The 14,194-nt window shown below is 64.7% G+C and carries 18 protein-coding genes and 1 pseudogene; 9 read left to right on the top strand and 10 right to left on the bottom strand.

Features of this window, described 5'->3' with window-relative positions:
* A pseudogene (locus tag ASE86_RS16500) lies at window positions 1–107 on the bottom strand (lipoate-protein ligase B); the annotation flags it as partial.
* 96 nt (window positions 108–203) lie between these two features.
* On the opposite strand from ASE86_RS16500, the gene ASE86_RS11745 reads away from it, so the two are divergent.
* Window positions 204–1,082, top strand: coding sequence for a glycerophosphoryl diester phosphodiesterase membrane domain-containing protein (locus ASE86_RS11745; RefSeq protein WP_156347110.1), 879 nt, complete (start codon window positions 204–206; stop codon window positions 1,080–1,082).
* Window positions 1,079–1,834, top strand: a complete 756-nt coding sequence (locus ASE86_RS11740) for a hypothetical protein (protein ID WP_056426287.1) — start codon at window positions 1,079–1,081, stop codon at window positions 1,832–1,834. The genes ASE86_RS11745 and ASE86_RS11740 overlap by 4 nt, the downstream gene beginning before the upstream one ends.
* A 3-nt stretch (window positions 1,835–1,837) precedes the next feature.
* On the opposite strand, the gene ASE86_RS11735 is transcribed toward ASE86_RS11740, so the two are convergent.
* From ASE86_RS11735 to ASE86_RS11715, 5 genes are all read right to left on the bottom strand, one after another.
* A complete protein-coding gene (locus tag ASE86_RS11735) occupies window positions 1,838–2,425 on the bottom strand; it encodes a GNAT family N-acetyltransferase (RefSeq protein ID WP_056426283.1) in 588 nt (195 codons plus the stop codon).
* On the bottom strand, window positions 2,416–3,258 hold the full coding sequence (gene hemF / locus ASE86_RS11730; protein WP_056426280.1) for an oxygen-dependent coproporphyrinogen oxidase: 843 nt from the start codon (window positions 3,256–3,258) through the stop codon (window positions 2,416–2,418). The genes ASE86_RS11735 and hemF overlap by 10 nt, the downstream gene beginning before the upstream one ends.
* A 491-nt stretch (window positions 3,259–3,749) precedes the next feature.
* Complete coding sequence (locus ASE86_RS11725; RefSeq protein WP_056426277.1) at window positions 3,750–4,913, bottom strand: dienelactone hydrolase family protein; 1,164 nt, start codon at window positions 4,911–4,913, stop codon at window positions 3,750–3,752.
* 59 nt (window positions 4,914–4,972) lie between these two features.
* Complete coding sequence (locus tag ASE86_RS11720) at window positions 4,973–5,182, bottom strand: hypothetical protein (protein WP_156347109.1); 210 nt, start codon at window positions 5,180–5,182, stop codon at window positions 4,973–4,975.
* Window positions 5,183–5,184: 2 nt separating this feature from the next.
* Window positions 5,185–6,063 (bottom strand): IS1 family transposase, encoded by an 879-nt coding sequence (locus ASE86_RS11715; RefSeq protein WP_056426269.1) that lies wholly within the window; start codon window positions 6,061–6,063, stop codon window positions 5,185–5,187.
* A 110-nt stretch (window positions 6,064–6,173) separates the two neighbouring features.
* Here ASE86_RS11715 and ASE86_RS11710 point away from each other — a divergent pair, with 110 nt between their 5' ends.
* The 3 genes from ASE86_RS11710 to ASE86_RS11700 are packed head-to-tail and all read left to right on the top strand — an operon-like array spanning window position 6,174 to window position 8,116.
* On the top strand, window positions 6,174–6,470 hold the full coding sequence (locus ASE86_RS11710) for a type II toxin-antitoxin system RelE/ParE family toxin (RefSeq protein WP_056426266.1): 297 nt from the start codon (window positions 6,174–6,176) through the stop codon (window positions 6,468–6,470).
* Window positions 6,470–7,609: a HigA family addiction module antitoxin gene (locus tag ASE86_RS11705; RefSeq protein WP_056426263.1), complete on the top strand. Its 1,140-nt coding sequence runs from the start codon at window positions 6,470–6,472 to the stop codon at window positions 7,607–7,609. The genes ASE86_RS11710 and ASE86_RS11705 overlap by 1 nt, the downstream gene beginning before the upstream one ends.
* A gap of 9 nt (window positions 7,610–7,618) precedes the next feature.
* Entirely contained in the window at window positions 7,619–8,116 is a 498-nt protein-coding gene (locus ASE86_RS11700) for a hypothetical protein (RefSeq protein ID WP_056426261.1), read from the top strand.
* Here the strand turns inward: ASE86_RS11700 and ASE86_RS11695 are convergent.
* From ASE86_RS11695 to ASE86_RS11690, 3 genes are all read right to left on the bottom strand, one after another.
* Entirely contained in the window at window positions 8,113–8,337 is a 225-nt protein-coding gene (locus ASE86_RS11695) for a hypothetical protein (RefSeq protein ID WP_056426257.1), read from the bottom strand. The genes ASE86_RS11700 and ASE86_RS11695 overlap by 4 nt on opposite strands.
* Complete coding sequence (locus ASE86_RS16030) at window positions 8,330–8,602, bottom strand: hypothetical protein (protein ID WP_156347108.1); 273 nt, start codon at window positions 8,600–8,602, stop codon at window positions 8,330–8,332. Before ASE86_RS16030 ends, ASE86_RS11695 begins: the two co-directional genes overlap by 8 nt.
* Window positions 8,603–8,687: 85 nt before the next feature.
* Window positions 8,688–9,143 (bottom strand): tRNA (cytidine(34)-2'-O)-methyltransferase, encoded by a 456-nt coding sequence (locus tag ASE86_RS11690; protein WP_056426254.1) that lies wholly within the window; start codon window positions 9,141–9,143, stop codon window positions 8,688–8,690.
* A gap of 189 nt (window positions 9,144–9,332) precedes the next feature.
* Between ASE86_RS11690 and petA the strand changes: the two genes are divergently transcribed.
* The 4 genes from petA to ASE86_RS11670 all read left to right on the top strand — a co-directional run bounded on the left by petA (window position 9,333) and on the right by ASE86_RS11670 (window position 12,852).
* Window positions 9,333–9,890 carry a ubiquinol-cytochrome c reductase iron-sulfur subunit gene (petA, locus tag ASE86_RS11685; RefSeq protein ID WP_056426250.1) on the top strand — a complete coding sequence of 186 codons (558 nt, stop codon included), beginning with the start codon at window positions 9,333–9,335 and terminating at the stop codon, window positions 9,888–9,890.
* A gap of 17 nt (window positions 9,891–9,907) precedes the next feature.
* Entirely contained in the window at window positions 9,908–11,215 is a 1,308-nt protein-coding gene (locus tag ASE86_RS11680) for a cytochrome b (RefSeq protein WP_056426248.1), read from the top strand.
* Between the two features lie 15 nt (window positions 11,216–11,230).
* A complete protein-coding gene (locus ASE86_RS11675) occupies window positions 11,231–12,073 on the top strand; it encodes a cytochrome c1 (RefSeq protein ID WP_056426245.1) in 843 nt (280 codons plus the stop codon).
* Between the two features lie 245 nt (window positions 12,074–12,318).
* Window positions 12,319–12,852, top strand: a complete 534-nt coding sequence (locus ASE86_RS11670; protein ID WP_056426242.1) for a hypothetical protein — start codon at window positions 12,319–12,321, stop codon at window positions 12,850–12,852.
* A 41-nt stretch (window positions 12,853–12,893) separates the two neighbouring features.
* Here the strand turns inward: ASE86_RS11670 and ASE86_RS11665 are convergent, their stop codons facing one another.
* A complete protein-coding gene (locus ASE86_RS11665) occupies window positions 12,894–14,180 on the bottom strand; it encodes an ectonucleotide pyrophosphatase/phosphodiesterase (protein WP_056426239.1) in 1,287 nt (428 codons plus the stop codon).
* Window positions 14,181–14,194: the final 14 nt, after the last annotated feature.

The following is a 14,194-nucleotide window of genomic DNA, read 5'->3' as shown; positions in this document are numbered from 1 at the left end:
CCCGCCTGCACCGCCCGGTTGCGCGCATCCATGTCGGCGAGCGCGATGTCGTAGGGGACGGGGGCGTCGCTGACGCGCCATTCGATGTCGTCGGGAAGGTCGGCCATGGTCCCGCCCAGATGCGGACGCGCGGCGTCATTGGCAAGCGGGCGCCCGATACGCTAAGCGCCGCCGCAGTCCGGTGCGACGAAGGGGACGCGAACGTGATGGTAAAGATGGGCTATGTCTGGGACCGCACGGTCGAGACGCTGGGCGAGCGGCTGGCCGTCATCCTGCCGTTCGCGCTTCTCGGGATCTTCCTGCCGTCGTTCGTCACCACGGTACTGGCGGGCTTGCGCGAGACCGCGGGGCCGGGGCTCAAGATCTCGCTGAGCCTGGTCTCGTTCGTCGCGTCGTTGCTGTCGCTGTGGGTGCAACTGGCGATCATCGTTGCCACCGTCGACGTGCGGCGCGGAGCGGGCGAGATGAGCCGCATCGCCAGCCGTCGCCTGCTGCCGCTGATCGGCGTGTTCTTGCTGGTCGGTATCGCCGCCGGGCTGCTGCTGTCGCCGTCGCTGATCCTGCTGGCGCTGGGCGGGCTGGACCCGATGGCGATCGAGGCCGGGCAGGTGACGCTCGACCGCCTGACGCCGGCCTATGTCGGGTTGGCCGGGCTGTACGGCCTGGTCGCCTTCATCGTCATCCTGTTCGTCAGTGCGCGGCTGGCGCCGCTCAGCGCAGTCGTCGCCGAGGAGCGGCGCGGCGCCGGTGCGATTACCCGAGCCCTTCGCCTGACCCGCGGGCTTACGTGGCGGCTGGTCGGCGTGATCCTGCTCTACGGCATCGTCTCGGTCATTTCGACGCTGGCGGTGCAGACGGTGTTCGGGACGGTGCTGCGCCTGTTCGACAGCGGTACCGGCGTCGTCACGATGACCGGCATCGTCACCGCAGGCGCCACGGCGGCGGTATCGACCGTCTTCACCGTGCTGGCGACGGTGTTCTGCGCGCGCCTGTACGTCGCCGTGGTGCGTGCGGACGAGCCGCCCGCCGCCGTCGGGACGCCATCGCCGTTCGCGATGCCGCAGGACGCAGCCCGGTCGTGAATCGCAGCTTCTCCGCCCCGTTCCGTGATGCGCAGGCGGCCTGGGCGCGCGACGGCAGCGTGCTGCTGCCGCTCGCCGGGCTAGCGTTCTTCCTGGGGCCGTTCGCCGCGCAACTGCTGCTCCCCAACCTGCCGGCGATCCCCGAGGCGCGCGACGAAGCCGCGATGCGCGCCTGGGGCGACGCGATCCAGGCGTGGGCGGGCAGCTATGGCGGCTGGTACCTGGCGTCGCCGCTGCTGGCGCTGTTCGGGTCGCTGAGCGTGTTCGCGCTGTACCTCGCCCGCCCCCGCGTGCCGCTGGGCGGCGCGATGATGCGCGCGCTGGCGCTGTTTCCGCGCTACCTGCTCGCCTCCGTCCTGGTGTCGCTGCCGATGGCCGGGCTGCTGTCGATGGTGCTTGCGGTGCCGATGCTGCTGGTCGTGGCGGCGGGGCCGATCTTCTACATCTTCGGCCGCACGATGCTGACGGGCCCGGTCATCGTCGCCGACGCCCCCATCGGCGCGGTCGCCGCCATCGCGCGGAGCTGGACGCTGACCCGGGGGCACGGGTGGATGCTCGCGGCGACCTACGCGACCATCTTCATGGTGCCCGGCCTGCTCGGCAGCGTCGCATTGTCCTTCGCCTCGGCCGGCGGCGGCAACCCGGTGATCGTCGCGATCGCGGCGGGGTTGGCGTGCCTGATCGCGGCGGGCGGGGCGCTGCTGCTGTCGCTGGTCCAGGTCGCGCTGCACCGGCGGTTGGCGCGACCGTAAGCCTCAGTTCACCAGATACGGCACATGCGGCGCCGCGTCGGCGGGCAGGATGCCGCGCCCACGCGGATCATCGAACGTCTCGACCGTGCGCTTGCAAGGTGTAAAGCCGCTCGCCCGGTAGAAGCCGAGCGCGCGCGGGTGGTCGAGCGTGCAGGTATGCACCCATACCCGCGTCACGCCCGGCGCCCAGGCGCGTTGCAGCGCGTGCGCCATCAGCCAGCGGCCGTGGCCGTGCCCTGCGAGTTCGGGGATCAGCCCGACGTACGACAGTTCGCACGCGCCGCTCTCGCGGAAATCGAGCTCGAGCATTCCGACTTCGATTCCGGCGGCATCCTGCACCGCATAGACCTCAACGTTCGGATCATGGACGATCGCCGTCAGCCGTTCGTCATCCATCACCAGCCGCGAGAACCACAGCCACGGGCCGCCGATCCGGCGGAACAGCGCGCGATAAGTGGCAAGCGCCGGCGCCTTCCACCGCACCAGCCGCAGCCGCGAATCGGGCAGCGGGCGGGGGCGGGGCCTTGTCCGCATTTCCAGCGTTGTGACGATCGTCGCCACCTGGCCATTGGCGACCGGGATCAGGGCCATATCGCGCGCGGGGGCAGGCTCATCAGGATCGCGTCGATGTTGCCGCCGGTCTTCAGGCCGAACAACGTGCCGCGGTCGTAGACCAGATTGAATTCGGCATAGCGCCCGCGCCACGCGAGCATCGCCGCTTCGTCCTCCGGCCCCCACGCATCGTTCATCCGCCGCCGCACGATCCGCGGGTAAGCCGTTAGAAACGCTCGACCGACATCCTGTGTGAAGGCAAAATTCGCCGCAAAATCGCCTTCCAGATGATCGTAGAAAATCCCGCCGACGCCGCGATTGACGCCCCGATGCGGGATGCGGAAATACTCCTCGGCCCAGGCCGAAAAGCGATCGTAATAGTCAGGCCCATGCGCGTCGCACGCTGCCTTCAGCTCGGCATGGAAATCCTGCGTGTCGTAGGGCTGGGGCAGCGGCGGGTTCAGGTCGGCGCCACCACCGAACCAGCGCTTCGTCGTCGCGAGAAACCGGCAGTTCATATGCACCGCGGGCACATGCGGGTTCGCCATGTGCGCGACCAGACTGATGCCGGTGGCGAAGAACTGCGGGTTGTCGGCCGCGCCATGGATCGACTTGGCGAATTCGCCTTCGAAGGTGCCGCCGACGGTCGAGACGTTGACCCCGACCTTTTCGAAGACCTTGCCCTTCATCACGCCCCGCACGCCCCCGCCGCCATGCGCGCCCGAAGGATCGGCACGGTCCCACGGCGTGTAGGTGAATTCCGCGTCCGACCCCGCCTCGCGCTCGATGCTCTCGAACTCGGCACAGATCAGGTCGCGAAGGTGCTCGAACCACTGGCGAGCTTGGGTCTGTTCGGCGTCTAACGGCTGCATGGGCGGGCGTTTAGCGCCAGGGGTGGGGGCAGGTCCATGGGGCGGAATGTCTCAGGGGGCGGGCCAGATCCTCACCTTGATTGTGTCCGCGCATCTGACGGGTCATCATAGCCATATGAATATCAAGATTGTCCGACGACCAATAGGAGAAGCCCCAGATTGGGTAAGGGATGCCTGGATCGGGCTGACACTCCCAACGCTGTCGCGACGGCGAATGACCTTCAGTACCGTGGGAGTCCTAAGTGGTCCGCACAATTGGTTGCAACAGATCGGCGCGATCTTGCGCGGCAAAGCGGCGCGACAATCGGGGTATCTGGTCTCTGCTGCGATAGCTATCGAACGTCTTGCAGAAGTCGAACCCAACGCCGCCGAATGGTGGCGAGAAAATACTCCGAAGCTATTGCGGAAGGGGCGATATTTTTTGTTCGACGCGCAAGCTTGCGAGCTGATGCTCTCGAGACCGGAGTAAGTGCCGCGATGTGCGCCAGATTTTACGGCAGCTTCACCACCGCCGTCGCCACATCCGATCCGTCCAGCCGCTCTGCCAGCGATCGGTCGATCGCCGCCGCCGTCCGCGCGACCTTGCCGCCATACGCGACCCGCCCGTTGACCGTCACCCGCACCGGCCGGTCGAGGTCCACCAGCCGGTCGGACAGCCAGACCATCGTTCCCGCTGGCACCTTGCCCGTCAGCGCGATCGTCTGGCCGTCGACCACCGCTTCCGTCGTGTCGCCCTGTCTGGCGGCGGCGGCGTCGGGGATTTCCAGCCAGTAGAAGCGCTTGTGCGTCACATCGTCCTGAGCCCAAACGATCCGCTTAGGCCAGGGATTGCGAGTGAAGCCGGCCATCCACGGCACGCTTTCCGCGTCCTTGCGGTCCATCCAGTGCGGCAGCCCCGGATAGATGCGCGACATGTGGACGTAGCCGCCCGGATCGGCGGCGTGGAGGCGGTCGAGCTCGGCGGTCTTTTCCGCGGCGAGTGTATTGCGATTGTAGGCCGCATCCGCTCCGCCCATCAAAATCGCGAACGGCAGGTTGCGCAGGCCCAGCAGCGAGGCGTCGTTCGGATGCCCGGCCATCATCGCCGCGGCGGCGAAGCGGTCGGCCATGCGTGGGGCGACCTGCCACACGCCGTCGCCGCCCGCTGAATAGCCCATCAGGTAGACCCGGTTGGGATCGACGCCGTTCACCGCGACCTGTGCGTCGATGAGCGCTTCGAACAGCGGGTCGATATGCCCCTCATGCCACAAATTCCACGTATCGGTCGGCGCGCGTGGGGCCAGGTAGATGCCTTCTGCGGGCGTGTAGAGGCGGATCTGGTTCTGCCACTGGCGATCGTTGACCGCCGCCGGCGCATTGCCGCCGCCGTGCATCGAAATCCACAGTGATCGCCGGCCGAACGGCGCGGTACCGAACGTCCGGCTCTCCCACTTCAGCGTCTTGTCGCCGATCGTGATCTGTCTGGCCGCGAGCATCGGTGCCCACCCGGCCGCGACGACCGCGCGTCGGGCGGCACCCCGCTGCGCCGCCACGCGCTCGGCGGCGATGCGCGTCAGCGGTTGCGCCGCGTGCGTATCCGGCATCGCAGGGCGGGCAGGCGCGGTGGAGGTGGAGAGGGCCGCAACGGCAAGCAGGCCGATCATGGTTTCACGCATGAAACTAACTTTGCAGATGTGGCCTGCCCTGTCGACTGCTCACGATTAGGGGTAGTGGGTCAGTTTGAAAGTCTGGCATTCCGCTCGTGCATGGCGAATTGGGCGATCTTGCCAACGTCATGAGCCTCGGCGGGCATATGCGATTTCCCCAACTCGTCTTCCATCTGGAAGAGGCTCTGCGCGATCGCATCGGGGATCGCTATGTCAGGCGCTGCGTGCACGAGGCCACGAACGATTGCCTTGAGCGCCATCTCAGTTGCTTTGTCCACGATTAGTCCTGCCTTGTCTTCTTATAGGGGCCGCGCTTGGCCGGGGCCGCTTCTGCATCCTCCACCAAGCTCGCGATATCTGCAATCTCCCAAAGCCGATCGGCCACACCGGCGGCCATCGCAGGGGTAACGCGCAGCGTCTTATGGATGCGGACAAAATTATAGTACATCATGTGCAGTGCGACCGCGTGAGCGTGGTTCTCGACCTTCTTTGAGAACGCGTTGGTCAAGCGGGTGAAGCGGCGCATGTGCATGCGGATCGTAAGGTTCTGGCGTTCGACGTAGCTGGTCGAGACGTGCGCGATATCAGGGCTGCCTTCGCGCCGGATTTTCTTGCTGCCCGTACATTCAGCGGGGCTGTAGCGGCCCGGTGCGCCGATCGTGTTCCCGTACAGCTTCACAAGCTGCGCATAATCCACGTCGGCCCCGAAAGCGCCTTCTACGGCCTCCAGATAGGCGCGATGGCCGTCGCTGGTAAGCTGGACACGGTTGGCTAGCCGCGCGGCGAGATCGTCCATGAACCACATGGCGTATTCAGCATCGCGACCGCCTACGAGATAGGAGACGATCAGTTTGCTATCCGCGTCGAGCGCGGTCCAAGTCCACGTATCGCCAGCGCCTTCAGGTGCCTCCTTCGCAGACGCGACGTTCTTCTGCTTGGCGTAGGTGAACGACCAGATTTCATCGACCTGCACGCGAGCAGCTTTCACGTCGCGCACGTTGGCGTCGTGATAAGCGGCGCATGCCTTGCCGGCGTCGATCAGAAGCTTCGAGACGGTGTTTTTGCTCGCGCCGGTCAGACGCGTGATCGCGCGGATGCTCATACCCTCGCAGAGAAGGTGGAGGATTTTGGCGCGGTCGTCGTTCGAGAGCCTGTTCATGCATTCTCTATCTGACCTTTTGACGCATTCGTCAAGCATAAGGGTCAGTTTGACTTTAGTAGTCAATTTACACTTGCGCAGTAGAATCCCGCCGTGGTAAGGCGCTGCCAATGAGGATCGTGTTTGCTGATGACGACTTGGCGTTGATCGAGACGGATGAAGCGGGAACCACCCGCCTTCCAGTCGGCGTGATCAAATCAGCGCGTCGAAAGCTCACACTCTTGAGGGCGGCGATTGACGATCGTTCATTGAGGAATTGGAAAAGCCTGCACTACGAAAAGCTGAGGGGGGATCGTGAGAGTCAGCGGTCAATCCGATTGAACGATCAATATCGAATGGTTTTCGAGTTGGACGAGGAAACCGAGCCACAGACTGTCACGATATTGAAGATTGAGGATTATCACTGATGGCCAAGGCCTCACCATTGCCGGTTGATCATCCCGGCACATTCATTGCGGAGGAGCTTGAGGCCCGAGGGTGGCTTCAGGCTGATCTGGCATACATTCTTGGCATTGATGTCAGCCAGCTCAACAGGCTGATCAAGGGAACGACTGACATAACCACGGACTCTGCCGTGGCGCTGGGCGATGCGTTCGATATGCCAGCCGAGTTTTTCGTGAACCTCCAGAACCAGTATGACCTAGCTAAGGCTCGTAAAGCGGACCCGGGTGTCCGAACGCGCGCCTCGTGGCTTTCGAAATTTCCCATTCGGGAAATGATCAAACGAGGTTGGATTGAGGACGCCGAGCCAGCGTTGCTCGATCTCCAGATGATGCGGTTTTTCGGAAAAAACAGGATCGAGGATATTCCATTTGTAGGTGATGCTCCGCTGTTGGCGCACGCCGCGAAGAAAACCGAATCCGGCGATTATTCCGGCACCACAGAAGTTCAGTATGTGTGGCTCAACCGAGTGCGCAAGATTGCCGAGCAGATGGAGTACCCGCCTTATTCGGAGCAGGCGCTTCGTGACAGCTTGCCCTCAATTCGGGAGCATATGTTGATCAGGGAGGATTTGATCCACATCCCGTCAATTCTAAAACGGTGTGGGGTGCGGTTCATTCTCGTAGATTTCCTCGCCGGCTCTAAAATTGACGGCGTTTGCCTCTGGATTGATGGGCAGCCGGTAATCGGGATGACGCTGCGTTTGGATCGTCTCGACAACTTCTGCTTCGTGTTGAGGCACGAAATCGAACACATTCTGAATGGCGACGGTAAAGAGGCTTCGTTCGCGCCGGTCGATAGCGACACGGGCACAGATACCGAAATCGACTGCGAAAAGTTGGCGAATGAGGCGGCGGCGGGGTTTTGCATTCCTCGCGATCTCATGGACTCGTTCATTGCACGGAAGAGCCCGTTCATATCTCGCGAAGATGTCTTGAAGTTCGCGGCTCGCCTCGAAGTGCATCCAGCAATCGTTGTTGGGCAGATTCAACATCGGACGAAGAAGTGGGGCTGGCTTAAGGAATATCAGGTCGGTGTGCGCGAGCATTTGTTGGACTGGGAGTTCAAGGACGGTTGGGGATATAACGCCCCTACTGGCCTCTAGGAGGTTACGATGGCGGACTACAACGAACAGGTTGATCGGCTCTGGGATGAGTGGTCGGAATCCACCGGGCAGGATTCCGGTGATCCGAGCGAATTTATCGATTGGGCATTGAGCGGCCGCAAGCTCGCTTTGCGCCCCCAGGATGTGCGTAAGCTTCTTCGTGAACAGGTGACCCGCGCGCTAAGGCAGTCGAGGCGTTGGGACGAAAATGGCGGCTTTACCTACCGCGCTAAGCAGTCAGTGACGCTCCTGGTGGATGGCGTGGCCACAAAGCACTACTTCGACACCGACAAAGGCGGGACACCTGCAAAGCGGCAAAAATCCGTGAGGCAACGTCGCGAAGCTATCGCCGATGACGTCTATCGCGCCCATTGCGATGTTGAGCGAATGAACAACAATTTCCCGAGTGACCCGCAACTGAACTTTTTCCCGAATTTCGCGGAGGATATTCTGGAGCATCGCGCAGCCGAACAGACGGAGCCGAAGGAAGGGAAAGGCGGGCGCTAGTCGCTCTTTTTCCACCGGGCGGAAGCCGCGATACTGGCGATCTCGGCTCGCTGCGCCGGTGTAAGAGCCTTAGCGCGCGCCGGGCCGCCGACGCTTCCGGCCTGCGACGCACGTTTGACTGTGGCGCTTGCCTCGCCCTCTTCGACTTCGCCCGTCGCAATGTCGGTGATCAGCTTCGCCAGATGGTTCGGATCGCGCGGGCGCTTCGGTGGCTTAGTCATCCCAGCCGCCAGCATCGATGAACCTCTTACCTCTGGGTGTTAGAGCACACGAAGAAATTTCGTCCGGAACGCCGCGGGGATAAGAAGCGCGGTCAATTAAGCCTCGACTCGCAAGGTCGGCCTGCGCCTGATTGCGCTCGTCAACGTCCGGGATCAGCCGCGCAAGCTCCGCCGGGTACTCGTAGAAGTTCGGTTCGGCATTGGTGTCGCGGAGGTGCCGAAGGATGATCTTCTCCCCGTCGGACAAGGCATTGGGATCGCGCATGGGTGGTTCGGTTGCTCTCATGCCACCTTATCGCACGGCGGGCGGTTCATTTGCAGCCCCAATTTCAAACTGACCCACTACCCGATTAGGCCGCGCCTGGCCATCCGTCCGTCCGCCGCAATCCCTCTGCCAGCACGATCGCGGCCGACACGCTGAGGTTCAGCGAGCGCAGCGGCGGCGCCATGGGAATGACGACGCGGGCATCGGCGCGGGCGTGGACCGCGTCCGGTACGCCCGCGCTTTCGCGACCGAACAGCAGGATGTCGTCGGGCTCGAAGGCGAAATCGTGGAGCGGCGTCGCACCGCGTGTCGTCAGCAACACGATACGCCCGCTCGCCTGGCGCTGGAACGCGTCCCAGTCGGCGTGGCGGAACACCGACACATGGTCGATATAGTCCATCGCCGCGCGCGCCACGCGCCTGTCGTCCCACTGGAAGCCCATCGGCTCGATCAGGTCGAGCGCGACGCCCAGGCACGCACAGGTGCGCATGACGGCACCGACGTTTCCGGCGATATCGGGCTGATACAGGGCAATACGCATGGCGAACCGGTTAGCTGCGCACAGGCGCCGGCGCAAATTGCTGTTGGCAAAGCGGGCGGGGGCTGTTTATCAGGCGAGCCAACCACCGGGGGCAACCGGGGGTGCGTTGCGGCTGTGTCCGCGATGATTCCCGCGTATCGGCGCGCGTCCCGCGATGCCGTTAGAGATTCGAAGTGCAAGGGCTAGTGCATGGCAACTGACCACGAGGCGATCGTAGAGGGTCCGCAGGATCCCCGCCGCCGCGACTATCTGCAGATCGGTGCGGTCGCCTTCGCCGGCGTCGGCGCCGCGGTGATCGCGCTGCCGCTCATCAACCAGATGAACCCGTCGGCCGACGTGCTGGCCGCGTCGAGCACCGAAGTCGACGTGTCGGCGATCCAGCCGGGGCAGGCGATCAAGACGACGTTCCGCAAGCAGCCGCTGTTCGTGCGCAACCTGACGCCGAAGGAAATCGCCGAGGCCGATGCGGTCGCGGTGTCGAGCTTGCGCGATCCGCAGACGCTGGAGCAGCGCACCAAGACCGGCAAGAAGAACTGGCTGATCACGCTCGGCGTCTGTACCCATCTCGGCTGCGTGCCGCTGGGCGCGGGCGAGGGTGAGAACAAGGGCCCGTTCGGCGGCTACTTCTGCCCGTGCCACGGGTCGGCCTACGACACGGCGGGTCGCATCCGCCAGGGTCCGGCGCCGACCAACCTGCACGTGCCCGATTATGAATTCACCTCCGACACCGTCGTGACGGTCGGCTGATAGGGACGAGGACGACCATGAGCTTTCCCTGGGCCAAGCATTACGAGCCGAAGGCGCCGCTGATGAAGTGGCTGGACGACCGGCTGCCGTTGCCGCGCTTCGTCTACAATGCGGTCGGCGCCGGTTACCCGGTGCCGCGCAACCTCAACTATTTCTGGAACTTCGGCGTGCTCGCCGGTGCCGCGCTGATGATGCAGATCGTCACCGGCATCGTGCTCGCCATGCACTTCTCGACCGATGCGAACAGCGCGTTCAATTCGGTCGAATCGATCATGCGCGACGTCAACGCCGGCTGGTTCCTGCGCTATGCGCACGCCAACGGCGCGTCGATGTTCCTGGCGGTGGTCTACATCCACATCGGCCGCGGCCTCTATTACGGATCGTACAAGCCGCCGCGCGAAATGGTGTGGCTGCTGGGCGTCGTGATCTTCCTGCTGATGATGGCGACCGCCTTCATGGGTTACGTGCTGCCGTGGGGCCAGATGAGCTTCTGGGGCGCGCAGGTCATCACCGGCTTCTTCTCCGCCATCCCGCTGGTGGGCGAGACGATCCGCATCTGGCTGCTGGGCGGCTACGCTCCGGACGCCGCGGCGCTCAACCGCTTCTTCTCGCTCCACTATCTGATGCCGTTCGTCATCCTGGGCGTGGTCGTGCTCCACATCTGGGCGCTGCACATCCCGGGGTCGAACAACCCGACCGGCGTGGAAGTGAAGGACGAGCAGGATACGGTGCCGTTCCACCCGTACTACACGGCAAAGGACGGCTTCGGCCTGGGCGTGTTCCTGCTGATCTTCGCGTCGCTCATCTTCTTCGCGCCGAACCTGCTGGGCCACCCGGACAACTATATCCAGGCGAACCCGCTCTCGACGCCTGCGCACATCGTTCCGGAATGGTACTTCCTGCCGTTCTACGCGATCCTGAAGTCGTTCACGATCGACTTCCTGTTCCCGGCGAAGCTGTGGGGCGTGCTGGCGATGTTCGGCTCGATCCTGCTGCTGTTCTTCCTGCCGTGGCTCGACACCTCGCCGGTGCGCTCGGCCAACTACCGGCCGGTGTACCGCTGGTTCCTGGTCGCGCTGCTCGTCGACGTGCTGATCCTCGGCTATGTCGGCGGCGCTGAACCGATCGCGCGCAACATCATCATGGGCCAGATCGCCTCGGCCTATTACTTCCTCCATTTCCTGGTGATCCTGCCGATCGTGTCGGCGATGGAACGTCCGCGTCCGCTGCCCAACTCGATCACCGAGGCGGTGCTGGCCAAGCATGGCGGCACCAGCCCCACCAAGACCGCGCTGAGCGGCGGCGCGCTGGCGCCGGCCGAATAAGGGACGAGAGACATCATGGTTCGCATTATCGGCGGTCTCGTCGGTCTCGCCTTCGCGGTCATGGCGTTCGTCGGGTTCATCTCGACGACCGTCGGCGCCATCCAGGAGCCGGCCGCCCCCACCGCGGAACACGAGTTCCACAAGGCTCCCAAGGAACTGGAGCTCGCCTCCAACGGTCCGTTCGGCACCTTCGACAACCGGCAGCTGCAGCGCGGCTTCCAGGTGTACAAGGAAGTCTGCTCGGCCTGCCACTCGCTGAAGCTGGTGTCGTTCCGCGACCTGGAGCAGATCGGCTACAGCGAAGCCGAGGTTAAGGCGATCGCGGCGCAGTGGGCGATCGAAACGCCCGCCCCGAACCCGGAGACGGGTGAGATGGCGACGCGCAAGAACCTGGCGTCGGATCGCTTCCCGGCGCCGTTCGCCAACGACATCGCCGCGCGCGCCGCAAACAACAATGCGGTGCCGCCCGACCTGTCGCTGATGACGAAGGCGCGGCATGACGGCCCGGCCTATGTTTATTCGCTGATTACCGGCTACCAGAACCAGCCGGCCGAGCTGCTGCGCAAGTTCCCGGACGCCAAGACGCCGAAGGGCCTGCACTACAACCCGTATTTCGCCAACCTGAACCTGGCGATGGCGCCGCCGCTGACCAGCAACGGCCAAGTCCAGTACGTCGACGGCACGCAGCCGACCGTCAACCAGATGGCGACCGACGTCGCCGCGTTCCTGACCTGGACCGCGGAGCCTAAGCTAGGCGCGCGTCACGCCGCCGGTTGGGCAGCGGTGCTGTTCCTGGTGATCTTCTGCTTCCTGACCTGGGGCGCATACAAAAGCGTCTGGCGCGACAAGAAGCATTGAGCGGGCACACCTCCGATTTGCGTGAGCAAATCGGGGCGCTGCCACGGCGGGCAGCGGTGCCGCGAAGCGGCTCCGTCTGACGGCGTGGTCGAGAAGATCGAAATCGAAGGCGGGCGGTGCACCACGGGTGTGCCGCCCGTTCCGTTTATGCCCGCTGCGATCTCACCGACCGTACCCTCGCGGAACCGCGCCGCTACCCGCCACGTTCCCGCCGCACGACCTCATGTGTTGACCGGGAGTTCATCATGGCAAAGCTGCCCTTCGTCCTGCTCGCCGCCGCCGGCGGGCTCGCTCTCACCGCCTGTACCGATGGCTATGGCTATTCGGGCGTCTCGCTCGGCTACGGCGCCGGCTATGGCGGGGGCTATTACGACGGCGGCTATTATGACGGCGGCTACGGCGCCTACGGCAATCCCTATTGGGGCTGGTACGGCGACTATTATTATCCGGGCACCGGCTATTACGTCTACGACCAGTATCGCCGCCCGTATCGCTGGGACGGGCGCCAGCAATCCTATTGGGAAGGCCGCCGTCGCGACTGGCGCGGTGACCGGCGCGAACTGCGCGACAACTGGAACGACTATGCCCGCGACCGGCGGCAGGACGACCGCGCATACCGGCAGGATCGCCGCGACGACTGGCAGGACTATCGCCGCGGCAACGCATCGCCGCAGGAATATCAGCGCGAGCGGCGCGATGACCGGCAGGAGTACCGCCGCGAATATCGCCAGGATCGCCGCGAGCTGCGTCGCGAGAACCGCCGCGACCGGCGCGACTGACGGAGAGCGGGCGGGATATCCCCGCCCGCACCGGACCGGATCTACCGCAGCGCGCCCGCGACCGGCTCCAGCGTCGCGTCCTTGCCCCCGACCTGCGGCAGGCCGATGACCCGCCGAATCAGCGCATAGACATCGACATTGTCGAACACCGGTAGCGCTTTCTGTCGGGCAAAGGCCGGACCGCTGGCAATGAAGATCGCGCGCATGTCGGGCACGTCGTTGTCATAGCCATGCTCGCCGCCGTTCGGCCGGCTCGCCGGCTTGGCAAGGATGCGCCAGCCCGGATCGGCCAGGCAGAACCACGCCGGTACACGCGGATTGCGACCGTAATGGAGGCGCGCCGGGATCTGCGCTTTCGGCCAGCAGCGAACATGATCGCGCGGTCGCGACAGGCTTGCGGCCAGCGCCGCCTCTCGCCCTGGCAGCGGCTGGAAGCTGGCGAACACGCCGGTCTCGACCGCCCGGCTATCCGTGTCCGACGCCAGATCGGCGAGCGCGATGACCTGATCCTTGGTGACGGGCGCCATCCCGTGATCGGATACGACGATGATGTTGGCCGGCTGGTTGAGTGTGGCCAATTGCGTGGTCAGATAGCCGATCGCGCGGTCGACCTTGGCGATCGCCGCGTTCGTTCGCGCGTCATCGGGGCCGTAGCGGTGGCCGGCGGTATCGACCTCCTCGAAATACAGCGTCAGGAACGCCGGGCGGGTTGCCAGCGGGCGGCGCAGCCAGTCGATGATAGTGTCGACGCGCTGCGTCTCGTCGACGGCCTCGCCGTAGGGAATCCAGTCGTTCGGCCGCACGCCGCCGACGATGTCGTTGGGCCAATCGTCCTCGCGCGTACCGCCATAGGCGACCGAGGCGCCTGGCCAGAACATCGCGGCGCTTCGGATGCCGGCGGCCTCGGCGTCGACCCACAGCGGCGGCGCGGCATTCCACCACCACGGGTCGTCGGTCGCCATGGTGAACTTGTCGCGCTTGCCGCTCGGGTCCTCGATAGTGTTCGAGACGATGCCGTTGCGGTCGGGACGCAGCCCGGTGACGATCGCCCAGTGGTTGGGGAAGGTCTTCGACGGAAACGACGGCCGCATCGCCGCGCGCACGCCGTCGCTCGCCAGTTGCGACAGATGCGGGGTGATGCTGCGGTCGAGATAGTCGGGGCGGAAGCCGTCGATCGAGATCAGGATGGTGACCGGCGCGCGGGCCTCGACCGGCGCGGCGAGTGGCGACAGGTCAGGCGGCGCAACCGTTGCGCCGGGCGGGGGAGTGACGGCGCATGCACCGAGCGACGCGGCGGACAGGCAGGCGAGCAGGACCGGAATACGCATCCCATCCCTTTGCC

This window comes from Sphingomonas sp. Leaf33 (assembly GCF_001421785.1).
In the GTDB taxonomy this organism is placed as follows: domain Bacteria; phylum Pseudomonadota; class Alphaproteobacteria; order Sphingomonadales; family Sphingomonadaceae; genus Sphingomonas.
This window is presented reverse-complemented; position numbering and strand designations above follow the sequence as displayed.